The sequence below is a fragment of the Nocardia sp. NBC_00511 genome (genome assembly GCF_045161165.1).
Taxonomy (GTDB): domain Bacteria; phylum Actinomycetota; class Actinomycetes; order Mycobacteriales; family Mycobacteriaceae; genus Nocardia.
Genome location: NZ_CP107849.1, coordinates 3,594,290 through 3,616,244, shown reverse-complemented (window position 1 = coordinate 3,616,244; position 21,955 = coordinate 3,594,290). Strand labels below are relative to the sequence as shown.

20 protein-coding genes are annotated in these 21,955 nt (G+C 68.1%); 4 read left to right on the top strand and 16 right to left on the bottom strand.

Annotation, left to right across the window (positions count from 1 at the left end):
• Positions 1-2: 2 nt before the first annotated feature.
• The 12 genes from OG300_RS17120 to OG300_RS17065 all read right to left on the bottom strand — a co-directional run bounded on the left by OG300_RS17120 (position 3) and on the right by OG300_RS17065 (position 13,121).
• The gene (locus tag OG300_RS17120) at positions 3-1,367 is read right to left on the bottom strand and encodes a family 2 encapsulin nanocompartment cargo protein terpene cyclase (RefSeq protein ID WP_405497079.1); all 1,365 of its coding nucleotides are present in this window, start codon (positions 1,365-1,367) and stop codon (positions 3-5) included.
• Positions 1,368-1,472: 105 nt separating this feature from the next.
• Entirely contained in the window at positions 1,473-2,216 is a 744-nt protein-coding gene (locus OG300_RS17115) for an anti-sigma factor domain-containing protein (RefSeq protein WP_405497077.1), read from the bottom strand.
• Positions 2,209-2,871, bottom strand: a complete 663-nt coding sequence (gene sigK / locus OG300_RS17110) for an ECF RNA polymerase sigma factor SigK (protein ID WP_405497075.1) — start codon at positions 2,869-2,871, stop codon at positions 2,209-2,211. The genes OG300_RS17115 and sigK overlap by 8 nt, the downstream gene beginning before the upstream one ends.
• A gap of 161 nt (positions 2,872-3,032) precedes the next feature.
• Positions 3,033-3,818, bottom strand: a complete 786-nt coding sequence (locus OG300_RS17105) for a DUF1295 domain-containing protein (protein WP_405497073.1) — start codon at positions 3,816-3,818, stop codon at positions 3,033-3,035.
• The gene (locus OG300_RS17100) at positions 3,815-5,098 is read right to left on the bottom strand and encodes a class I SAM-dependent methyltransferase (RefSeq protein ID WP_405497071.1); all 1,284 of its coding nucleotides are present in this window, start codon (positions 5,096-5,098) and stop codon (positions 3,815-3,817) included. The genes OG300_RS17105 and OG300_RS17100 overlap by 4 nt, the downstream gene beginning before the upstream one ends.
• Positions 5,095-6,351 (bottom strand): class I SAM-dependent methyltransferase, encoded by a 1,257-nt coding sequence (locus tag OG300_RS17095; RefSeq protein WP_405497069.1) that lies wholly within the window; start codon positions 6,349-6,351, stop codon positions 5,095-5,097. The genes OG300_RS17100 and OG300_RS17095 overlap by 4 nt, the downstream gene beginning before the upstream one ends.
• Positions 6,348-7,085, bottom strand: coding sequence for a DUF1365 domain-containing protein (locus OG300_RS17090; RefSeq protein ID WP_405497067.1), 738 nt, complete (start codon positions 7,083-7,085; stop codon positions 6,348-6,350). The genes OG300_RS17095 and OG300_RS17090 overlap by 4 nt, the downstream gene beginning before the upstream one ends.
• A complete protein-coding gene (locus OG300_RS17085) occupies positions 7,082-8,416 on the bottom strand; it encodes an NAD(P)/FAD-dependent oxidoreductase (RefSeq protein ID WP_405497065.1) in 1,335 nt (444 codons plus the stop codon). The genes OG300_RS17090 and OG300_RS17085 overlap by 4 nt, the downstream gene beginning before the upstream one ends.
• A gap of 269 nt (positions 8,417-8,685) precedes the next feature.
• Complete coding sequence (locus OG300_RS17080; protein ID WP_405497063.1) at positions 8,686-9,849, bottom strand: lipase family protein; 1,164 nt, start codon at positions 9,847-9,849, stop codon at positions 8,686-8,688.
• Positions 9,850-9,997: 148 nt separating this feature from the next.
• Complete coding sequence (locus OG300_RS17075; protein WP_405497061.1) at positions 9,998-10,792, bottom strand: SAM-dependent methyltransferase; 795 nt, start codon at positions 10,790-10,792, stop codon at positions 9,998-10,000.
• A 72-nt stretch (positions 10,793-10,864) separates the two neighbouring features.
• Positions 10,865-11,347: a hypothetical protein gene (locus OG300_RS17070; protein ID WP_405497059.1), complete on the bottom strand. Its 483-nt coding sequence runs from the start codon at positions 11,345-11,347 to the stop codon at positions 10,865-10,867.
• A gap of 43 nt (positions 11,348-11,390) precedes the next feature.
• Positions 11,391-13,121 (bottom strand): FAD-dependent oxidoreductase, encoded by a 1,731-nt coding sequence (locus OG300_RS17065; protein ID WP_405497057.1) that lies wholly within the window; start codon positions 13,119-13,121, stop codon positions 11,391-11,393.
• A gap of 291 nt (positions 13,122-13,412) precedes the next feature.
• Here OG300_RS17065 and OG300_RS17060 point away from each other — a divergent pair, with 291 nt between their 5' ends.
• A complete protein-coding gene (locus OG300_RS17060) occupies positions 13,413-13,586 on the top strand; it encodes a hypothetical protein (protein ID WP_405497055.1) in 174 nt (57 codons plus the stop codon).
• Positions 13,587-13,640: 54 nt separating this feature from the next.
• Here OG300_RS17060 and OG300_RS17055 read toward each other — a convergent pair whose 3' ends face one another.
• Positions 13,641-14,855 (bottom strand): hypothetical protein, encoded by a 1,215-nt coding sequence (locus OG300_RS17055; RefSeq protein ID WP_405497053.1) that lies wholly within the window; start codon positions 14,853-14,855, stop codon positions 13,641-13,643.
• Between the two features lie 109 nt (positions 14,856-14,964).
• Between OG300_RS17055 and pip the strand changes: the two genes are divergently transcribed.
• Positions 14,965-15,915, top strand: coding sequence for a prolyl aminopeptidase (gene pip / locus OG300_RS17050; protein WP_405497051.1), 951 nt, complete (start codon positions 14,965-14,967; stop codon positions 15,913-15,915).
• 55 nt (positions 15,916-15,970) lie between these two features.
• Positions 15,971-17,137, top strand: coding sequence for a cytochrome P450 (locus OG300_RS17045; RefSeq protein WP_405497049.1), 1,167 nt, complete (start codon positions 15,971-15,973; stop codon positions 17,135-17,137).
• A gap of 6 nt (positions 17,138-17,143) precedes the next feature.
• Here the strand turns inward: OG300_RS17045 and OG300_RS17040 are convergent, their stop codons facing one another.
• Positions 17,144-18,775, bottom strand: a complete 1,632-nt coding sequence (locus OG300_RS17040; RefSeq protein WP_405497047.1) for a TerD family protein — start codon at positions 18,773-18,775, stop codon at positions 17,144-17,146.
• Between the two features lie 391 nt (positions 18,776-19,166).
• Here OG300_RS17040 and OG300_RS17035 point away from each other — a divergent pair, with 391 nt between their 5' ends.
• Positions 19,167-19,928, top strand: a complete 762-nt coding sequence (locus OG300_RS17035; RefSeq protein ID WP_405497045.1) for a thioesterase family protein — start codon at positions 19,167-19,169, stop codon at positions 19,926-19,928.
• A 37-nt stretch (positions 19,929-19,965) separates the two neighbouring features.
• On the opposite strand, the gene OG300_RS17030 is transcribed toward OG300_RS17035, so the two are convergent.
• Both OG300_RS17030 and OG300_RS17025 read right to left on the bottom strand, forming a co-directional pair.
• The gene (locus OG300_RS17030; protein ID WP_405497043.1) at positions 19,966-20,577 is read right to left on the bottom strand and encodes a TetR/AcrR family transcriptional regulator; all 612 of its coding nucleotides are present in this window, start codon (positions 20,575-20,577) and stop codon (positions 19,966-19,968) included.
• A 164-nt stretch (positions 20,578-20,741) separates the two neighbouring features.
• Positions 20,742-21,947: an arabinofuranosidase catalytic domain-containing protein gene (locus tag OG300_RS17025; protein ID WP_405497041.1), complete on the bottom strand. Its 1,206-nt coding sequence runs from the start codon at positions 21,945-21,947 to the stop codon at positions 20,742-20,744.
• Between the last annotated feature and the right edge of the window lie 8 nt (positions 21,948-21,955).

Below are 21,955 nucleotides of genomic sequence, written 5' to 3'. Positions count from 1 at the left end.
GGTCAGCGGTAACGCTGGTTGGTGTTGTGCCATTCGAACGAGCCGCCCAGCCAGTGGCGCAGGCCGCGCAGGTACAGCTGCAGTTCCGCGGAGGGGATGGCGCGCAGTTCGCGATGGCCCGCCTCGAACTCGTGGACTATGCGATTGTGCAGCGCGACGGTGATTTCGGTGGCGTCGGTGAGTGAGCAACCGCGGTCGGCGGCGATCTGCAGCACCATATTGGCGACCGGATGTTCGTCCGCCGCATCCTTTTTCACCGACAGCAGGTCGTTGACGAGAACGGCGGCGGTGCCCGCCTGGAAGGCGGCGCGGCGAACCCGGCTGTCGTAGAACAGATTCGCCGGAACCTGATATCCGGCGACCGGATCGATCAGCGTCATCGAGGTATAGAAGGTGTCGTGCTGGCGGGCGGCCAGGTACTCCCAGGCCGACGGCGGGCACTCGGTGTGCCGCCAGGCCGCGTACGCGGTCCAGGACACGAACATCGAGAAGGTGGCGTAGCAGGCGCGCTGTACCTGGTCGGGGGTGGCGTGGCGGCGGAGATGGGCGGTGGCCGAGGCGAGGGTGCGCAACACCTTGTCCTCGTGCAGCACCTCCTCGAGCGGGGGCGTGAATTCCCCGGCGTCGGGCAGCGGGTCCATGGCGGCCATGGCCAGGGTCAGCCGCTGCGGCAACCGGGTCGGGTCCGCGCCGAGGGCGGAGTCGTCGGCGTAGTAGTCGTCGGCCATCCACCACGCGGCGTTGAGTTGCGCGGCGACCAGCAGCCGGTCGGGATCATCGGAGTCGGTGTGGGTCAGCATGGTGAGGCGGCCGAAACCGGTCTTGCGCAGCCGGATCTGCTCCTCGTCGGTGAAGCCGAGTGAGTCCGCCCAGGCGACCAGGCGATCGTCGACCTCGCCGCTGAGCCGGTCGTCGATGCGGGCCGCGGGCGGGGAGTACAGCGGCGAGGCCGAGCCGTCGCCCCACTCGAGCATGGCGCAGGGTTCGGCGTCGGCGGTGAGCCGCCGGATCGGCAGCTGGAATCCGCTGTCTCCCAGCCTGGTTTGCCGCAGCCGCGGCAGGATGGTGCCGGAGGAGATGGCGCCACGGCCACCGGCGGTGCAGTGATCCGACGCGGCGTCGGCGGCCGCCGCCGACTGCTGCGGCTCGGCAGCGTCGGCCTCGGGAGCTTCGGCCTCGACTTCTGTGGGCGCGACCGGATTGTGTTGCACCGCAATGCCGGTCACCAGCGACTCGGCCTCCTCGGGCCGAATGCCGAGTTGCCGCAGCAGGTCTGCGGCGGCGAACCCGAAATCGCCTCGGCCGAGGGCCTTTTGCGGTGGCGTGCCTGGGGGAGAGCCGGGTGAGTGCTGTTCGGACGTGGTCATCGAGCACCTCCTGACGGAGAACAGGATCTGCCTCGGCCAGGTTACTCGTCCGGCGAGATCGAGAGGCGCGTTTGCTCGAGATGCGCCGCGACTCGCCGAGCTGAATCAGGTCAGTGGCACACCGACGATGGGCGTGGTGGTGGGTGCCGGTGAGCCGCCGGTGGGTTCGACGGACACCGCGAGCTGCTCGGCGTCACCGAATTTCATCAGCATGGGTGCGCGATCGGTGGGCAGCGTGTCGAGGACTCCGGCCGAATACGGTTGTCCGGCCGGGGATATCAGCCACAGCTGGTAGGTGTGGTCGGCGGGCGGGGACGCCACGGCGGTGAACGAGACCAGGGCCGCGCCGAGTTGGCGGGAGGCCTCGACGGTGATGGTGCCGCCGCCGGTGATCTCGGTGGTCTTCGTCCGGGTATCGGTGTGGCCGATGACCTGCTGCGCGGTGACCTCGCCGGAGGGATGGGATTGGCTGCGGTACACCGCGATTCCGACGCCGGTGCCGATCACCACCACGATGGCCGCCGCGGCGGCCAGCCAGCGCACCGCGCGCACCCGGCGAGCCGCGGTGGCGGGTTCGCTGCCGGTGTGCCCGAGGGCCGAGAGCCGGGCGTCCAGTTCGTGATCCAGGGCCGCCTCCACGCTGGGCGGTGCGGGCACGGCGTCGACGATGGTCAGTGCGGCCAGGGTCTCGCGCAGCTCGTGCACGGTGTCGCGGAAGGTGGTGGCCGTCTCCTCGTCGGCACGGGCGAGCTGCCGATCGATGGCCTGCCGGTCGGCCTCGGAGAGCGCGTCGAGCGCGTACGGGTACGCCAGGTCGAGCAAGTCGGCGGCGGGATGGATATCAGACATCGCCAACCGGTCCTGTGAGGCAGTTCTGCAGTCGTTTGAGGCCGTCGCGAATGCGTGTCTTGACGGTGTTGAGCGGGATGCCCAGGAACTCGGCCACTTCCGCGTAGGTGCGGCCGCCGTAGTACGCCAGGGCGACGGTCTCGCGCTGGGTGTCGGTGAGGGTCTCGAGGCAGGCGACCACCGCGCGCTCGTCGGAGCGTTGCCCCACGGTCTCCGCGACGATGTCGTGGTCGCGGCCGAGGTGGCGATGCCCGTACGCGAGATCGCGTGTGGTGGCGGCGGTTTCGACTCGCAACCGGTCCACGGCGCGGCGATGGGTGAGCATCATCAGCCAGCCGATCGGGCTCGACAGCCGGGCGTCGTACTGCGCGGCGGTGTTCCACAGGTAGAGGTAGATCTCCTGGGTCACCTCCTCGGCGGTGGCGGGTCGGCGCAGGATGCGCAGCGACAGACCGAAGACCCGATCGTGCGTCGACCGATAGAACTCGGTGAAGGCGGCACGGTCGCCCGCGGCGATGGCGGACACCAGTTCCGCGAGTCGGCGCGTCACCTCCGGATCGGGTCCGGACCGGCGGACGGCGCAGGCATCGGCCTGGGTGTCGCGCTCATCGGTGCGACCGGAGTCGACCGAAACGAAGCGGCGATGGTCCGCCATGTGGCTGTGTCTCCGTGGGTAGGTGAAACTCGGCGGAGTGACTGCCGCCGAACCGGGCGGTGTAGTCATCCGATGACAGTTCGATCGCACCTCGGACACTAGTGCGTCGCGCCGCCAGACGCGACGCGGTTGGCCATGTCGATACCGGCCGGGTCCGGTGCTCAGCGCGGTGGGCGGGGGAAGAAGTAGGCAGTGCGCTCGCGATAGTCCGCGTAACCGGGCCGGTTTCGCATCGCGTGTTCCAGCAGCCGCGCGCCGGTCCCCTGAATGAGCAGATACGACATGATCAGCGGGGCGAACACCGTCCACACGCCCGGCCACGCGCTGGCCGCGATCAACCACAGGCCCCACCAGACGCAGAAGTCGCCGAAGTAGTTCGGGTGCCTGGTCCATGCCCACAGCCCTCCGTTCATGATGGTCCCGCGGTTGGCGGGATCCGCTTTGAAGTGCGCGAGTTGCCGATCTCCGATCGATTCGAACAGGAATCCGGTCAGCCACACGACCACGCCCGCCACCGCGGCGATCAGTCCGAGGCCGCGCGTGTCCCCGGCCGCCGCCGACACCTGCACGGGCAGCGAGATCACCCACTGGGATGCGCCCTGGATGAGGAAGATCCACGTGAAGACGGCCAGGGGCGAGCGGCCGCGGCGGTCGAGCAGCTGGGCGTAGCGCGGATCCTCACCGTGTCCGGCGGAGCGGCGCTGGATGTGCAGGCTCAGCCGCAGCCCCCACACCGCGACGAGTGCCAGCAGCACCAGCCGCCGCGGCAGCGATCCGTCGCCGACCGCCGCCGCGATCGCCGCGACGAGCACGAATCCGAGCCCCCACACCGCGTCGACCACGTTGTAGCGGCCGAGGCGGCGGGCGATCAGGTAGGTGATGGTGTGCATGACCGCCAGCGCGAGCGCGGATAGCAGCCAGATCCATAGCTCCACATGCCAATTCATGATTTCAGCGCCGCCAGCTCCGGTGTCGTCCGGGCGGCGTTCACGAGCGCGGGACGCCGGGTCAGGATCTGATCCACGCCCATGCGCCCCTGTTCGAACGCCAGCGCCCCGCCCGCGAGATACAGCCGCCAGGTGCGCGCGCCCTCGACCCCGAGCAGTGCCACCGCCTGCTCCCACTGGTCCTCGAGCCGCCGCAGCCAGGCGTGCGCGGTCCACACGTAGTGTTCGCGCAGCGCCTGCACGCCGCGCAATTCGAGTCCGGCTTCCTCAAGGCGCGCGATGGTGTCGCCGACCGGACGCATGGCCATATCGGGTGCGATGAAGGATTCGATGAACGGCCCGCCGCCGGGATGCCGTCCACGTCGCGACATCTGCTGCACCAGCACGGGCGCGCCGGGTGCGGCGGCGTCGTGCAGGGTGCGGGTGTAGCGCGGGTAATTGCGTTCGCCCACATGCTCTCCCATTTCCAGGGAGGCGACGGCGTCGAAGCCGGTGTCGGTGAGGTCACGGTAGTCCAGCAGGCGGATTCGAACCCGGTCACCGAGTCCGCGTTCGGCGATGCGGGCGTCGATGAACTCCTTCTGCGCCCGCGCGATGGTGATGCCCTCGACGTGCGCCCCGTAGTGCTCGGCAGCGTGCAGGCTCAGCGAACCCCAGCCGCAGCCGACGTCGAGCAGGCGCAGGCCGGGCCGCAGTTCGAGCTTGTCGCACACCAGGTTCAGCTTGTCGCGCTGCGCCTCGGCGATGCCGTAGTCCGGGTCGTCGGGGGTGCCGGGGACACCGCGGGTGAAGTAGGCGCACGAGTAGGCCATCGACGGGTCCAGCAGCAGCGTGTAGAAGGCGTTGGAGGCGTCGTAGTGGTGGCTGATCGCGGCCCGGTCGCGGGTCTGTTCGTTGCGGCGGCCGCGCAGCTTGACCTGGGTGGACGGCGGTGGCAGCGGTGTCCCGAGCGCTCCGGCCCCGGCCGCCGTCATGGCCAGCCGCGCGAGATCGCCTGCACGCACGCCCTTTATCTCGCGGGCGGCGGCGGTACGCCACAGCGTGGTGAGTGCCGCGCCGAGATCACCGTCGACGTCGAGCTCCCCGGCGACGTAAGCCTGCGCCGCGCCGAGTTCGCCTGGATGCCAGAGGATTCGGCGCAGCGCGCGGGGGCTGTTGAGCACCAGTCCGGGTGCGTCGGCGGGTCCGGCGGTGCTGCCGTCCCAGGCGCGCAACCGGACCGGCAGCTCACCGCGCAGCAGCGGCCGCAGGGCCGATTCGAGACGGGCGGCGACGCTCACGGCTGCTCCTCGGGGCGATCGAGAACGATGTGCTGGACGTCGAGGTATCCGGAGCGGAATCCGGCCTCGGAGTAGGCGAGATAGAACTGCCACAGCCGCCGGAAGGTGCTGTCGAAACCGAGCGAGGCGATCTCGGCGGCCCGGCCGTCGAAGCGTTCCCGCCACAGCCGCAGCGTCTCGGCGTAATGAATGCCGAAGCAATGGCGTTCGCGCACAAGCAGTCCCGCGCTTGCCGCGGCGGTCTCGATCGCCTCGGTCGACGGCAGCGCGCCGCCGGGGAAGATGTACTTCTGGATCCAGGTGTAGGTGTCGCGGCTGGCGACCATCCGGTCGTGCGGCATGGTGATGGCCTGCAACGCGATTCGCCCGCCCGGCGCCAGCCGGTCGTCGAGCACCTCGAAGTAGGTCGGCCAGTAGCGATGTCCGACGGCCTCGATCATCTCCACCGAGACGATGGCATCGTATTCACCGCGCACATCCCGGTAGTCGCACAGTTCGAGGGTCACCTGCTCGGCGAATCCGGCGGCGGCGACCCGGATGCGGGCCAGCTCGAGCTGCCGGGTCGACAGCGTCACCGAGTGCACGAGCGCACCGCGTTCGGCGGCGCGGACGCACAGTTCGCCCCAGCCGCTGCCGATTTCGAGCACGCGGCTGCCCGCGCGCACCCCGGCGGCGTCGAGCAGCCGGTCGATCTTGTGCCGCTGGGCCGCCGCCAGCGTGTTCCACGATGCGGTCGCCGGGTTCTCGAACAGTGCCGAGGAATACGTCATGGTCTCGTCGAGGAACAGCTGGAACAGCTCGTTGGACAGGTCGTAGTGGTGTTCGATATTGGTGCGCGCGTTGGCTTCCGACCCGAGATCCTCGGCGGGCTGCATGGGCAGCACCGACCGGAAGCGTTGCAGCACCGGGGGCACCAGCCGGGAGAGCTCGCGGGCCAGCACGGTGAGCACGGCCGCCGGATCCGGCGAGGTCCAGTCCCCGGCCGTGTAGGACTCGCCGAATCCGATCAGCCCCTGCGAGCCGACCCGGGTGAACAGGGCGGCGCGATCGCGAATGATCATGCGCGGCAACGGTTGCGTGCGCGCGCCGCAGCCCAGCACGGTCCCGTCCGGGAATTCCACGCGCAGCGGCAGGCGTGCCACCGCGCGGCGGAACAGCCAGCCCGCGCCGTCGCCGAGCAGGCGGGCCCGCAGCCCGGCGGGCGGCGGCGGAACCAGCTCGGTGCCGTGGGTGTCGAGGCAGATTCTGGTCACGAGAAGACCCTTCGAGGCGAGGAGTTGCACGGTCGGGGTGCCACGGGGACGCCGCGCGCCCACAGGGCGATGCCCTGGCGGCGGATGCGGGCGGAGGTCAGCCAGGGTGACAGCGGCGATCGCAGCTGGGCGCGCAGCACCGAGCGCGGCGTCACCGGTACCCGATGCCCGGTCACCGAGGCGAGGAAGGGCGGCTGACCATCGCGTAGCAGCGAAACCCGCAGCGCCAGTGCGCCGGTGGGTTCGGGGACGCGTAGTTCGTAGCGTCCGTCGACCGGGTTGAAAGGGGAGACGTAGAAGCGTTTGTCGATCTCGGCGCGACCGCCCGCGTCGGGTTGCAGCACGTAGGCGTGGCGGCCGCCGTAGGTGTTGTGCACCTCGGCGATGACGCAGCGCAGCCGCTCGTCGGGGCCGTGGCACCAGAACACGGTGAGCGGGTCGAAGACGTAGCCCAGTGCCCGGGCGTTCATCAGCGCGGTGACCCGGCCGCCGGTGTTGTCGATGCCGTGTTCGCTCAGCAGGGCGTCCACCCGGGTGCGCAGGTCGGGGCCCGGCCCGGTGAGGTGGTCTGCGGCGCGGAAATAGCCGAAGGGGCGCAGCGCGATCGGCAGCACCGGCGGGGAATCGATATCGAAAAACCAGCTGTAGCTGCGGTATTCGAATTCGTGGTGCACCGGGGCCCGGCGTACGTGCCGAATCCGGGTGAAGTACAGGAACGGTTCGGTGGTGCTCATCGTGCCGCCATTTCGATCGAAGCCGAGGGTGTCGGATCCCAGCTGCCGCCGAGCCGTTCGGCCGCCCGCAGGCCGGAGCGCGCGCCGTCCTCGTGGAATCCCCACCCGTGATAGGCGCCGGCGAAGGCCACGCGATCGGTGCCGAGGTCCGGGAGAAGCTGCTGTGCCGCAACCGATTCGGGTGTGTAGATCGGATGTTCGTAGCGCATCTCGGCGATCACCCGCTCCGGTGCGACGGGGGCGGATTCGCCGAGGGTGACCAGGAATCGGCGGTCGGTCACGTGGTCGAGGCCCATCAGTCGGGTCATGTCGTAGGTGACGACCACCTCGGGTGCGGCGGTGGCGTGCGCCGGAATCAGGTAGTTCCAGGAGGCGCGGGCGCGGCGGGCGCGCGGCAGCAGCGATTCGTCGGTGTGCAGTCGTGCGATGTTCGTCGAGTACGGCATGGCGGTGAGTACCGCCTCGGCGAGTGCGCTGGGTTCGGCGAGCATGGACAGCGCCTGGCGCGGATGGGTGGCGATGACGACCGCGTCGAAGCGGCGCACCCCGCCCGGCACGGTGAGCTGGACGCCGTCGGGGCGGTCGGCGATCGCGAGTACCGGTGTCGCGGTGCGGATCTCGTGGATGTGCTCGGCGACCTTCTCGACGTAGCGGGCGGAGCCGCCGACCACGGTGCGCCAGGTCGGTGATCCGAAGACCGTCAGCATGCCGTGGTGGTCGAGGAACCGGAACAGGTACTGCGCCGGGTACCGGGTGGCGACCCGGGGATCGCAGGACCACACCGCCGCGATCAGCGGAGTCATGAAATGTTCGGTGAAGTAGGCGCTGAAGTGTTCCCGGTGCAGGAATTCCGCGACGGTGAGCTCGGAGTCCGGCTCGCGCAACAGGTCTCGCGCGGCGCGATGGAAGCGCGGCACCTCGCTCAGCATGCGCAGGTAGCGGGGCCGGGTGAGGGCGCGCGGTGTCGGGAGCAATCCGCTCCACCCCTTCGCGCCCGCGTATTCCAGCCCGCTGCTCTCGGCGCGCACCGACATCGACATATCGGTCTCGCGGGTCTGCACCGCCAATTCCTCGAAGAGCCGTTGCAGGGTCGGGTAGGTGCGGTCGTTGTGCACGATGAAGCCCGAATCGACCGCGACCCGGCGTCCGGGCGCGTACTCGACGTCGTGGGTGTGGGCGTGCCCGCCGAGCCGGGAGTCCTTCTCGTAGAGCGTGACCCGATCGCGCCGCGCCAGCACGTAGGCGGCCGTCAGTCCGGCCACGCCGCTGCCGACGACGGCGATCTCACGGGATGAAAACGCTGGTGGTGGGGCTTTGGAGCTCGCTTCCATACCTTGACTTCGACATGTGGTCGGTCACGGTTTGGTCGCCCGGGCGGTTTTATCGGGTGTCGGGAATTCGGGTCCGGTGCACCAAACCATCCCCGGGACCCGTTCGAACTCCTATCGTGTCCACTTCGCAGCACCGGACACAGGGGCGTTCATTCGTCCGTTCGTAGGGGGTGACCGGCCAACCCACATCCCGACCCGGGCCGGTCACTTCTGAACAGTCGATTCGCCTCGGCCGCTGCGGAGTTCGCTCGCGGCCGGTCCGCGCCCGCTCAGTGCGGGCAGGTGGATTCGATCGGTTTACCGGTGAACAGGTCGTCGATCCAGCCCAGCCACTGGTCCGCCACGGCGGTGGGGGCATCGTGTCCGCCGGGGACGACGAGGTCGTGGACCGGGGTGCCGAGCGCGCACATCTTGGCCACCGCGTCGGTGGTCCAGGCGGTGGTCACCAGCTGGTCGGCGTCACCGCGGGCGAGGTAGGTGGGCAGAGTCGTGGCCGACTTGGGCAGGTTGTTGCGGGACTGGAAGTCGGAGAACGGTTGTGCGGCGGCCTGGTCGACGAAGCGGGCCGAATCCGGGGTGGCGGCCTGGGCCAGGGCCACGTCGGCGGGCGTGATCTGCCCGGTGCACTGGGATTCCAGGCGCGGTGCGGCATTGAGCAGATCGCCGTGGATGACCTGGTCGTACCGGTAGTCGGGGTTGCCGTAGCGCACGGCTTCCACCAGATACGGCAGCACCAGGTACTGATCGGGCGTGAGCTCGGTGTCCCGCAGGGTGTTCACGAACTGGAGTTCCAGCGCCGGGGACAGCAGCACCACCCCGCGGATATTCAATTCCGGCGCATAGCTTTTCGCGGTCTCGGCGGCTGATTCGGCGGCCCGCCCACCCTGCGACATCCCGACCAGCACGGTGTCCGCCGCCAGCGGCAGCCCCGCGGCGTGCGCGGCCCGCACCGCGTCGAGCACGTTGTAGCCGGAAGAGGCGCTGTCCAGATACGGCGCGTCGCCGGGCCCGTCGAGCCCCTGATAGTTGGTCATCACCACCGCGTGCTGCCTGGCCAGCAGCTGTGCCACCGCGGGCGCACTACCGAACAGGTCGGGGGAGTTGGTGGGCGCGCACGCACTGACCACACCGGAGGTGCCGTGCGCGAGCGAGATCAGCGGCCAGCCCCCGGCAGGCGCCTGCCCCGCGGGCAGGAACACCGCCCCCGACACCTCGATGGACTGCCCGGCCGGAGTGGTCGAGTGATACCGGATATACGTCGCCGAGGACATGGCCCCGGTCACCGCCGGATCCAGATTCGCCAGCGCCCGCTGCGAGACCAGCGACCCGGCCACCGGTTCGGCACCGGTCTCCCCGGACCCCTTGTCTCCCGAACTACCGCACCCCGCCACCAGCACGGCCGCCAAAACCGGAACAACGATCCTCGCGCGCATCCCGCTCCCTCCGACCACCGACTGGATGCCTCGACCCTAGGCGGTGTAATCGCTCGGCTCGGGGACCGTGCCGCAGGTGTCGGCGGCCGCCCTCACCCGGCGTAGTCACCCGTTCGTGCCGACCGGGCGGCGAGCGCCGCGTGAATCGCTATGTCTTGCGGGCGATTCCGCCGATCATGAGCCGCTCGGTCGGCGTGAGGTGCAGGGGCTCTTCGTCGTCGGGCCGCCACAGCGGTAGGTAGACCAGGCCCGGTTCGACCAGGTCGAAGCCGGTGAAGAACTCCGCGATCTCGGCGCGGCTGCGGAAGCGGCCGGTGCCCAGGAAGGTGAGGAAGGTGTCCTCGAGGGCGCGGGCTTCGGGATCGGAGTCGCAGAAGTGGGTGATGAACAGGTGGCTGCCCGGCACCACCGCATCCATGTACGCCCGCACGATGCCGCCCGGATCGTCGTTGTCGTGCAGGTGGTGCAGCATGCCGACCAACATGATCGCGACCGGCTGCTCGAAGTCGACGAGCGCGCGGACCTCGGGATTCGCCAGTACCTCGCCGGGATCGCGCAGATCCGCGGTGATGACCTTGGTGTGCGCGTTCTCGGCGAGGAACGCCTGTCCGTGGGCGAGCACGATGGGGTCGATGTCGACGTAGACCACCCGCGCGTCGGGCCGTTCCCGCTGCGCCACCTGATGGGTGTTCTCCATGGTGGGCAGCCCCGCTCCCAGATCGAGGAACTGGGTGATGCCGGCATGCGCGGCGAGATAGTGCACCCCGCGCGCGAGAATGTCCCGATTGTATTGCGCGAGTTCACTGATCCCGGGAAACGTCTCGGTCAGCTGCCGTGCGACCGCACGATCGGCCTCGTAGTTGTCCTTGCCGCCCAGCACCGCGTCATAGGCGCGGGCGATGCTCGGCACCGACACATCCAGCCCCGCGTCCCGATCCGCCATCGCGCGTCCTCCCGTTCGCCCCGCGTCCGACGACCCCCGTAACCCCCTGGCGGCGAGCCGATTCCGCCCACCCTATCCCTCCTGGTCGGTACCCGAAGCTGTTCGCGCGGTAACGTTCGCCGAGGGCGTGAACGCGCCGCGACGCAGCCAAGTCCAGCGCAGCAACCCCACGCCGACGAGCAACGTGATCACGTTGATGCCGAGTTCGATCACGCCACCCGCACCGGATCGCCACCAGATTCCGTGCTCGAGGTCGTAGAGCGCGTCCAGGCAGAACAGGTAGACGGCGGATCCGCCGCCCGCGAGCAACCAGAGCAGCGCGATCGGCTGTTTTCTGAGCAGTGCGATCGCGGCGGCCACCATGCACAGCGCCACCCAGGCGTCGGCGAGCGGGAACGCATTCTCGAACTCGTAGTACGCGGGATGGTCGTTGCTGGCGACGACGCCGCGCGCGGCGAACCACAGCCCCCAGTAAGCGATCAGGATCACCAGGCTTGCCGCCAGCACCATCAGGACCCGGTTGCGGGATCGGTCCGGGATATCGAGCTTCTGCACACTCGGTATTGTCTGCCGATCCGGCCGCCGTGGTCGCGGATACCTACGAGCTCTTGCGATCTTCCAGGTTCCGCACCGGAGTGATCGTCAATCGCAGCGCGGCGGGCGCGTGCTCGGGGACCACCGGCCGTTGCGGCGCAATGGGATCCACGCGCCGATACGGCTCCCCGGCGGCGGGCCGCAGATCCCGCTCTCCCCGGTTGGGCCACATCGACGCCGCGCGTTCGGCCTGTGCGGCGATGGTCAGCGACGGGTTCACGCCCAGGTTCGCCGAGATCGCCGACCCGTCGGTGATGCTGAGCGTCGGATACCCGTGCACCCGGTGATACGGGTCGATGACCCCGTGTTCGGCGTCGGCCCCGATCACGCAGCCGCCGATGAAGTGCGCGGTCATCGGGATCCCGAAGATGTCCGGCCAGGTGGTGCCCGCGACCGCGCCCAGCTTCTCGGCGACCCGGCGGGTGACCTCGTGTCCAGCGGGGATCCAGGTCGGATTGGGTTCGCCGTAGCCCTGTTTGCTGGTGAAGCGGCGGCCGAACAGTCCGCGGCGGGTGTAGGTGGTGATGGAATTGTCGAGGCTCTGCATGACCAGCAGGATCAGCGTCCGCTCGCTCCACCGGCTGGTGCGCAGCAGCTTGACCGTGCGGATCGGATGTCCGAGGGCGAGCGGCAGGATGCGCACCCAGCGCGGTGTCCGCTGCCCGCCGTCCACCAGGTAGGTGTTGAGCAGACCCATTGCGTCCGAACCCTTTCCGTAGCGGACGGGCTCGACGTGCGTATCTGGTGTCGGGTGGAACGACGAGGTGATGGCGACGCCGCGGGTGATGTCCACGCCGGGGTCGACGGCGGGCCGCCCCGCGCCCAGGATCGCCTCGGAGTTGGTCCGGGTCAGCACCCCGAGCCGCGCCGAGAGCCGGGGCAGCACCCCGCTGTCGCGCATCCCGAACAGCAGTCGCTGGGTGCCCCAGGTGCCCGCCGCCAGCACCACGTGCTCGGCGGTGACGGTGGTGCGCCGCCGCCGGATTCGCGCACCGGTGCGGGCGGTGTCGACTCGCCAGCTGCCGTCGGCCTGCGGGCGCAGCGCGGTCACCGTCGTCATCGGATGCACCTGCGCCCCATGCCGTTCCGCCAGCCCGAGGTAATTCTTGACCAGGGTGTTTTTGGCCCCGTGACGGCAGCCGGTCATGCATTCCCCGCATTCGAGGCAGCCGGTGCGCTCGGGTCCCGCGCCACCGAAATACGGGTCCGGCGCGGTCTTTCCGGGTTCGCCGAAGTAGACGCCGACGGGGGTGGGCACGAAGGTGTCCGCGACCCCCATGTCCTGGGCGACTTCCCTGATGATGTCGTCGGCGGGTGTCGAATGCGGATTCCGCACCACCCCCAGCATGCGGCGGGCCTGCTCGTAATGCGGCCCGAGTTCGGCGTCCCAGTCGGTGATTCCGGCCCACTGCGGATCCTGGAAGAAGGCGGAGCCCGGCTTATAGAGGGTGTTGGCGTAGTTGAGCGAGCCGCCGCCCACTCCGGCCCCGGCGAGAATGAAGCAGTCCCGCAGCCGATGGATGCGCTGTATTCCGTAGCAGCCGAACATCGGAGCCCACAGATACCGGCGCAGATCCCAATTGGTGGCCGCGAAATCGGTGTCCTCGAATCGCCGCCCGGCCTCGAATACGCCGACCCGGTAGCCCTTCTCGACCAGCCGCAGCGCCGTGACGCTCGCACCGAATCCGGACCCGACGATCAGCACGTCGAAATCCGGCTGCCGCACCGCAGTCATTGCCACCTCCTGGCTGGACGCTAACAGGCGTTTCGCCGCACGATCCGGAATTCTGTGGCACCTCACCAGCCGCCGCGGCGGCGTTCGTGGGATACCCCAGAATACCGGCGTTCGGGGTGTCGGCCCGGTCACGGGTGCGCCGAGTCGCCGGATCGGGCCGCGCCGACACGCGTCTGACCACCGATGACGGTGGAATTCGCCGCTACGCCCGCGTCCGGTTCTACCCTCGAAACCGGGCACTGTTTTCCACGCCATCGCCGTGTGGCCGGGAACGAGAACAGGAGATCTGCCATGCACTGTGGTCTGACGACATGGTTGCGCAGTATCGATATGGATCCCGAATACCTGGGTGTCCACTCCTTCGACGATCTGCTCGCGGTGAGCGCGGCCCTGAACCGGGGGGAAATCGAGCCGCTGCCCGGCAATCCGCTCTATCGGCCCGAGCTGTCCGCCTTCATGCGCTGAGCATCCCGCCGGGCAGCGAGCAGTCCGTGGCGCACCACCCCGAACTGGCCGCATTCAGTCGGCATCCCGTGCGGCGGCGTAGTCGGGAAACCGCTCGCGCATAGCGGCATCCCAGGCGGAAGCACCTGCACGAGAGTCCCATCGGTGAAACTGGTCGCGTTGCAGATACCAGCGCATCAGGGTCGCGGCCTCTTGTGCTCGACCATCCAACGCGCACAGCACGATTGTCCCGCGCATCAGCGTGGGATCCGGATTGGACTCCCACGGTGCGGTCGTCGGTTCACGTGCCGTGTCCAGCAGTGCGGGAAGTGACGATCGTTTCGCGAACCACTCGGTGATGGCGGCGCCGTCCAGGTACCGGGTAACCCACTCCACGCCCTGGGCGACGGTGTCGGCATTCCACATCGCGTATGAGGTCGGGGAGTCGGACTGCCGGTCGAGTTCGAACCGGAATTGATCGATCTCGCCGAACTTCTTGTTCGACGTGGAAAAGGTCTCTCTCGCCTCCTCCGGTAGTCCGGCCACGACCTCCGCGACGGCTGCCGACAGGATCGAGACCGACCCCTTGATGGAGATGTCGCCGTCGCGCTCCCGCTCGGTGGCGATGACCACTGCCGCGGTAACTCCGGGAACAGGTGTGTCGGCCGTGTACCAGGTGCGCCATCCGTCCAGCGCAGGCGAGGGTCCGAATCCCTTGGCCGCCAATGCTTCCGCGAGTGCATCGGGGAAGCGGATCAATACCTCGGCTATCTCCGGCCTGTCGAGAACTTCGAACGGCAGCGCCCCGGCCTTCTCGATCGCGCTTCCGCACTGATATCCGGTCAGATCAGTTCCGAGCCGGAGAATTGCGTTGAAGTAGTCCGGATCATCGTCGTCATCCCCATATCGGGCATCCCGTTCGACCCGGCGCAGGACTCCCGCGGGCACCTCGCCGTCGACTTCCGGCCCGCCCTCGTCCATCGGTGCCGCGATTCCCCATTCCTTCCGGCCATCGCGCCACACCACGACTTCCGCACCGCCCGCACCGTCCACCTCGCCGACCCCGATCACAGTGCAGCCCAGCGATATCGAGGCGAGTTTCCAGGTATCTTCGACCCCCTCCTCGGCTCGATCCTCGACAACCAGATATCCGCCGTCGGGCCGCACCGCCCCCGACAGCCCGGGTTCGGGATGGTCCGACCGCTCCCCGCTGGGCGCCACTCCCAACGCCTCCCACACCTGCTCCGGTTGCTTCCCTTGCACGAGCAGCCAATTAGACGTGAATCCCATACCAATTCCCCACTGTCTCAACAACATGACGGACAATACCGAGCTGGTCCGACACGAAGGGCCGCAGTGATCAGCCACTGATCGGCCTCGATCACTAAGCTCGGCGGTTGTGGCTACGTCCTTCCCGCTGATCGATCCGTATGCCGACGGCCTGCTCGAAGTCGGCGACGGAAATCAGGTGTATTGGAGTGTCAGCGGCAACCCCGCGGGTCGGCCCGCGCTGCTGGTGCACGGCGGGCCGGGGAGTGGAAGCAGTCCGCGATCGCGGAAGGGTTTCGATCCGAACATCTTTCGGATCGTGCAGTTCGATCAGCGCGGGTGCGGGCGCAGCATTCCCAGTGCGGCGGATCCGGGCACCGACATGGCGGTGAACACCACCGAGCACCTGATCGCGGATATGGAGCGGCTGCGGGTTCATCTCGGGATCGACCGGTGGCTGCTGTACGGCGGGTCGTGGGGTTCTACCCTCATCCTCGCGTACGCCGAGCGGTATCCGGAGCGGGTTACGGGGATCGTGCTGGTCGGGGTCACCACTACTCGCCGTCGTGAGATCGACTGGCTGTATCGGGGTGTCGCGCGGCTGTTGCCCGGCGAGTGGGCGGGGTTCCGTTCGGTGGTGCCCGGTGACGGGGACGTGGTCGAGGGCTATCGGCGGTTGCTCGAGGATCCGGACCCGGCGGTGAGAGGCAAGGCCGCGATCGAGTGGTGCCGTTGGGAGGACGCGGTGATCGCGCACGAATCCCTCGGCAGCCCTGGGCAATACAGCAGTAGGCCGGATCGCGCGATGGCGGCCTTCGTTCGAATCTGCACGCACTACTTCGCACATGCGGCCTGGCTGGAGGAAGGTGTGCTGCTGCGCGACGCCGGTCGTCTGGCGGGGATTCCCGGCGAATTGATCCACGGCCGCCTCGATCTCAGCGCTCCGCTCGAAACCGCATGGGAACTGGCCGCGGCCTGGCCGGATGCCCGTCTGCACATCATCGAGGACTCCGGCCACACCGGCAGTCCCGGGATGGGGGAGGCGGTTCTCCGCGCTATCGCTCGCTTCTCGCAGCCCTGACCGAACGGGTAGGCCGCCGCGTGCGGTGTCGGGCGGGTGTTGGCAGACTGGCGGGATGACGCTCGGGACTTGCCCTTTCGCCGTCGGTGTACACGAACTCGACGCGCTGCACGAGCAGTTGCGGACGAGTGGGGACGGGGTGCATCAGGCCGAACTGCTCGACGGGTCGCCGGTCTGGGTGATCACCGGCTACGAGAACGTGCGGCGGTTTCTCGCGGATTCGAATGTGTCTGCGGCGAAGGCGGATTCGACCACAGGGTTTCGTGGCAACAAGCTGCCGCCCGCCCTCGACGCGAATCTGCTGAACCTCGACGGGGAGGCGCATCGGCGGATCCGCAAACTGGCCGCCGAGGCATTCGCACCGCCTCGGCAGGCCGCGCAACGGCAGGTCGTGACGGACATTGTTGCCGAGTTGGTCGGGGAATTGCCCGCGTCGGGCGACATAGATCTGATGGGCGGGGTGTGCGAACCGCTGCCCGTGCGGGTCACGGGAACGCTGCTGGGATTGCGACCCGATCAGCTCGGTGCGTTTCGTGAGGCGTCGTCTCCATTGCTGCGCGCCGATAGCTCGCACGAGCCTGAGGCACTGCGCAATTCGATGCTCACACTGTGGGGTCTGATCAGCGCGGCGATCGCGGACAAGCGCAGTCGGCCGGGTACCGACCTGCTCTCGGATTGGATCGCCGCCCGCGACGGTGCCGACCGCCTGACCGAGGACGAACTCGTCAGCCTCGCCTTCATCACTATTATCGGCGGATTCGAGAACACCATCAGCCTCGCCGCCCTGGTCCTCGACGACCTCGTCCGCAACCACCAGGATCGCGCCCGCGAATCCCTCGATACCCCAGCGGAATTCGCGGCCCTGATCCGGGAGCTCATCCGCACCGCAGCCCCGATGAACTACGCCATCCGCCGCTTCCCGCTGACCGATATCGAGATCAACGGCGTCACCATCCCGCGCGGCCACACCGTCCTCGCCTCCATTCGCTCGGCCCACCTCGACCCGGCCAGCGACAACCGCCCCGCCCTGGTCTTCGGCCACGGCCGCCACTACTGCCTGGGCGCACCCCTGGCCGAGATGCAGACCATCGAGGCCGCCCGCGCCCTGCTGACCAGGTACCCGCACCTGGAAGCCAACGCTCCCCGCGAGACCTACCGTCTCCGCGACTCCTGGATGACCTACTCCCTCGCGGAGCTCACCCTGAAAGCAGATCGCGCCTGACCCTCGTCACAGTCGAGCGCCCTTGGCCTGATTGCAACCGCGGCAAAGGATTTGCAGGTTGTCGAAGCTGGTGGCCCCGCCTCGACTCCACGGGATGATGTGATCGAACTCCAGGTACTGGGTCGCGGAGCACTCGACGCATCGGCCGTTGTCACGTTGCCACACCAGGGATTTCACATCGGCCGGAATGGAGCGGCTGTCCCGCTCGCCGGGCGGGAGGACAAGCCGCTTGGCCACCCTGAGCGCGCCCTCGAGCACAGCAGCGACGTATTCGGCATCGGGGACCCGGTAGCTGCCGCCGCCTCGCGCAGTGGTGGCGGAGATGATGACGGTGTTGTACTCATGTCGGATGGAGACGATCTTCGCCCAGGTGAGCTCGCTCCCGGCCCCCGCTCCGATGAAGCGCAGTTTCTTGCTGCTGGCCAGCAGTCGGCCGGGGGTGGACTTGGGTCCGCTGGCCAGCAAGCGGATCTGCGTGGCGTTGACGTCGAGGTAGAGCAGCTCACCGGCTTCCAGATGCAGGTCGGACCGTTGCAGGCTGGGCAATTCGCCCACCTTGACCTGGGTGAGGGACCGGCCGCGCAGCATCCGGGCGCGGAGCCCTTTGATGTGCTGGGCGGCGACACGGAGATCGGTAGCGGCGTCGAGATCGGCGACGGTGCGGTCGAAGTCGTCGAGTTCGTGCTGTTCGATCTCACCGTCGGCGAATGCGAAGGCTACGACTCGCTCGAGGTGGGCGATGGCGAGCGGAGGCAAGGCGGCACGACCGGTCGTCTCGTCGATCACGTCGAAGCGCAGGCGCAGCCAGAGTTCGTCCCAGCTCGGGCCGTGTGGTCCGGTAGTGGTGAGCACCTGCCAGGCATGGGCCCGCCAGGTCTCGAGTAGTCCGTTCACCTCGGTTTCGCACCAGCGGCAGGGTGCGGGCTGACCACCGAACCGTGGGACACGCCGAGGGCGTCCACAGCGCGCGCAGATCGCGGGATCGTGAGCCGGATGGGCTTGGCGGTGATCATCGGTCCACACGGTGCCGTTCCACCAGCGCAGGTTGCTGGAAGTCGCGGGCACCGGATACCAGCCCGCGGGCATCGCGGCCGTGGGTCGCGCGCCCCGCACCTGCTGCGGGGGAACCGGATCCACCGGGTCGTCGACCTCGACACCGAATTCCTCTGCCAGACCGCGTAATCCGGTGTCCCAGCCCTGTCCGACCGCCCGGAACTTCCATTCCGAATTGCGGCGATAAAACTCACCGAGCACGATCGCGGTGACCGGCTCGCACTGATCCACGGTGTAGTGCAGTGTCGTTCCGATGCCGTCGTGCACCCGCACGGCGAGGCCGGACACATCCTGGAAGGTGCCGTCGTCGACGGATCCGGAGATCACCACCCTGCTGACGGCGGGGTCGATAGCCGTCAACGTGAGCCGCATCGTCACCTGCCCGTTCACCTCGGGTTCCAGAATCACCGTTCCGGACGGGTGTCGGGGTGCATTGAAGAAGACGAAGTCGTCGTTGCTGCGAATCTTTCCGGTTTCCGTCAGCAGCAGCGCGTGCGGATCCACTCCGTGCCCCGAATTCCATTCCAGCACCAGCGATACAGCGGACGAGACCACCGTCGCATTCGCCCCCCGCGTCAACTCCACGACACAACACCGTTCCTTGAGCAGCGATCTCGAGTGTAATAGCCTACCTTCCGCTGTGATGCTGCGGCGGGTGGCCGACGTCGGTACTTTCAGTACCGCCGGTTCGGTTTCCTTCTGTGCCCCTGAGGTATTCGGCTCGACGCGTGAACCCTCGCGGTGTGGTTGATATCCCCGCGCTGTTGATCCGGCGAGCGATCCGTTGCTGGTGTCGGATGCGGTTGACTCGATGTGCCCCTGACCTCTAAGGTTCACTAACTAACGTGCGTTAGTTAGTTGGCCGGTATCGGCTGGCGCTTCGGACACCCGCGGAGAGTTGATGAGAATTCAGCACGTCGGTATCGGGACAGGTCCGCATTCGGGTCGAGCGGCGACGGGTTCCTATTTCACGCGGTTGGGTCCACATCGGTTCACCCCGACCGCGCACACCGGCGGGGCCTGGTCGGCGACCGAGCAGCATGTCAGCCCGCTGGCGGGATTGCTGATCCACGAAATCGAAGCCGAACGGATCAGGCAGGCCCGGCCCGCTCTGCTGATCAGCCGGATCACCCTGGATATCCTCGGCCCGATCGCGGTGTCGCCCTTCGATATTCGCGTCGAGATCGTCCGCCCCGGCCGCACCATCGAACTGGTCGAGGCCACCGCCGTCATCGACGGCCGCGACACCGTGACCGCGCGCGCCTGGTTCGCCTGCGTGGAGGACACCGACGCCGTCGCGGGCGGAGAACCGCCGAGCCTGGAGCCCCCGGACACGCTGCCCGCCTGGCCGCTGACCGAGGTGTGGCAGGGCGGATACATCGAGTCCCTCGACATCCGGGCGATCGGGATCCCGCAACCCGGCCGAACCACGGCCTGGGTGTCCACCACCGTCGATCTGCTCGCCGGCGAATCCGTATCCGAACTGGCGGCGTTCGTCGGTCTGGTCGACACGGCCAACGGCATCGCCGTACGCCAGGAACCCACGAAATGGCTGTTCCCGAACCTGGATCTGACCATCCACCTCTACCGGCAACCGTCCGGCCGGTGGATCGGACTCGACACCAGCGTCGTATTCGGACACCGGGGACAGGGCGTGACCAGTTCGGTCCTGCACGACCTCGAAGGACCTGTCGGGTTCGCTCAGCAGACCCTGACGGTGCGACCGAACCTTCGATGAAACCGTTGATCCGAGAGGTGTGCTCAGTCCGGTGCGTTCACGCCGGGGTAGCACCGACGAGTGCGACGGCGTAGTCCGAGTATTGCCGCGCCACCGCCTCGGCGGTGACCTCGCCATCATCGTTGAACCACCGCGCGATCGACACGCACATCTCCAGAATCGCGAACGACGCGAGCTTGGGCGAGTCCACCGTGAACACCCCCGCCGCCTTCCCGTCCGAGATCACCTGCCGGAACGCATGCTCGTGCTCGCGCCGCATCCGTTGCGCCGCAGCAAGAGCGGGCTCATCCAAATGCACGGTCTCATGGTTCACCACCAGCGTCTCCCGCCGATGCGTCGCATGATGCGCCGCATAAACCCGCGTAGCCTCCCGCACCCGCTCCACCGGATCCCCCACGGTGGCAAGCACTTCCTCGAAATCGGCCACCACCTGCTCGAGCGTCCGCAGCACGATATCCACCAGCAGCGACTGCTTGGACTCGATATGCGCATACAAACTGGGCGTCCGCAGCCCCAAAGCCCCCGCCACATCCCGCAGCGAAGTCCCGTGATACCCCCGTTCCGCGAACAACGTCAACGCCGCCTCCCGCACCTCGACCTTCGTCACCGAAGGCAAAGCCGCCGACCGCCTGTCGACATGCGGCATCATCCCCACCCACCGCACCCGAGCACCCGACACCTCACCAACCGATCATAGTTGCCCACCACCAGCGACATCCCCGCCCAACGCACTCGATGATCGATCGGAGTATCGGCAATCGCTTCCAGCATCGACCCCACACCGATCACCACGAACGAAACGGCCGATGGGATTCAGCGCATGGTGTAGTGCTGGTTTGCGATATCGGCTTGGACGGTGGCTTGCGCGGCGGCAGGGGGAACGCCGAAAGTTATTGCGCCTTCGAAAAAGTCGCCGTCGGTTGTGCCTTGGTCGCCGCCGGAGCCCAGGATGATTCCGCCTTCTTTGTGTAGGGGTGCGTAGCCGGGTCCGGGTGGGGTCGGGCCGTTGTAGAACGTGCGGAGGGTGGGGGTGTCGCTGGGGGTGCCTTTGAGGGCGAAGGTTCCGGTGCCGGGGCTTTCGAGGATTGCCGTCACGAAGGGGTAGGGGAGTGCGGTGTTGGCTTCTGTCGCGGCGCAGCAGAAGCCGTTGCCGGACAGGTAGGACCCGCCCACGTAGGCGGAGTAGTTCTGGGGTTGTTCGGTGGTCTGGCCGGTCATGAACATGCCGTTTTCCAGGTCGGCCTGGACCCAGGGGCCGTTGCCTGGGCCGCAGGCGTTCCAGCAGGCGCGGCTGAAGTTGAGGGTGTCCATGTGGCCGTTGCCGGTGTCGGTGCCGGAGATTTCGGAGTTGCCGAAGCCGAAGCAGCAGTCCGAACCCGAACGGGTGCCGCCGAATACCCCGTAGATGCCTTCCGGCTGGCCGTCCACGGCGATGCCGTTGGCCCGGCGGTTGCCGTTGTTGTAGGCCTGACCGCGATGGCCGGTCAGTGCGGTGCAGGCGAGGCTGGTCACGCACGCGTGCAGGCCGCCGATGCTCGGTCCGCCGCCGGGTGGAGCGTCGACGAACTTGAAACCGTAAGCGGGTCGGCCGTTCACGGTGATCGGCAGCGCGGACGCGTCGACGCCCTCGTGCGTGTAGAAGAAGTTCGAGTAGACGGCCGTGGTCGGGGCCTGCGGGACCAGATCGTTGTGCTGCCCGGACTGGTCGTAGATCGTGGCGACCACACAGCTGGTGTCGGCGCAGAAGCGATCCTGTGCCGAGGCATCGGCATAGCCGCCGGGTTCGGTCACGCCGATATCGGTGACCTCACCGTCGGAGGATCGCCGGACCTGGTAGAGCGCACCGTCATACGATGCGAACAGGGCGCGCGCCGAGCTGTACGCCGCGACGCACGCGGTCCCGGCCTCGGCGTACACATCACAGGGTGACTGCGCGGTCGGAGCGGCGACGGCCACCGTACCGAACGCGCCGATCATGAGCACCAGCAGCGCGGTCACCACTCCACGAATCAGCCGCATCCGTGAAA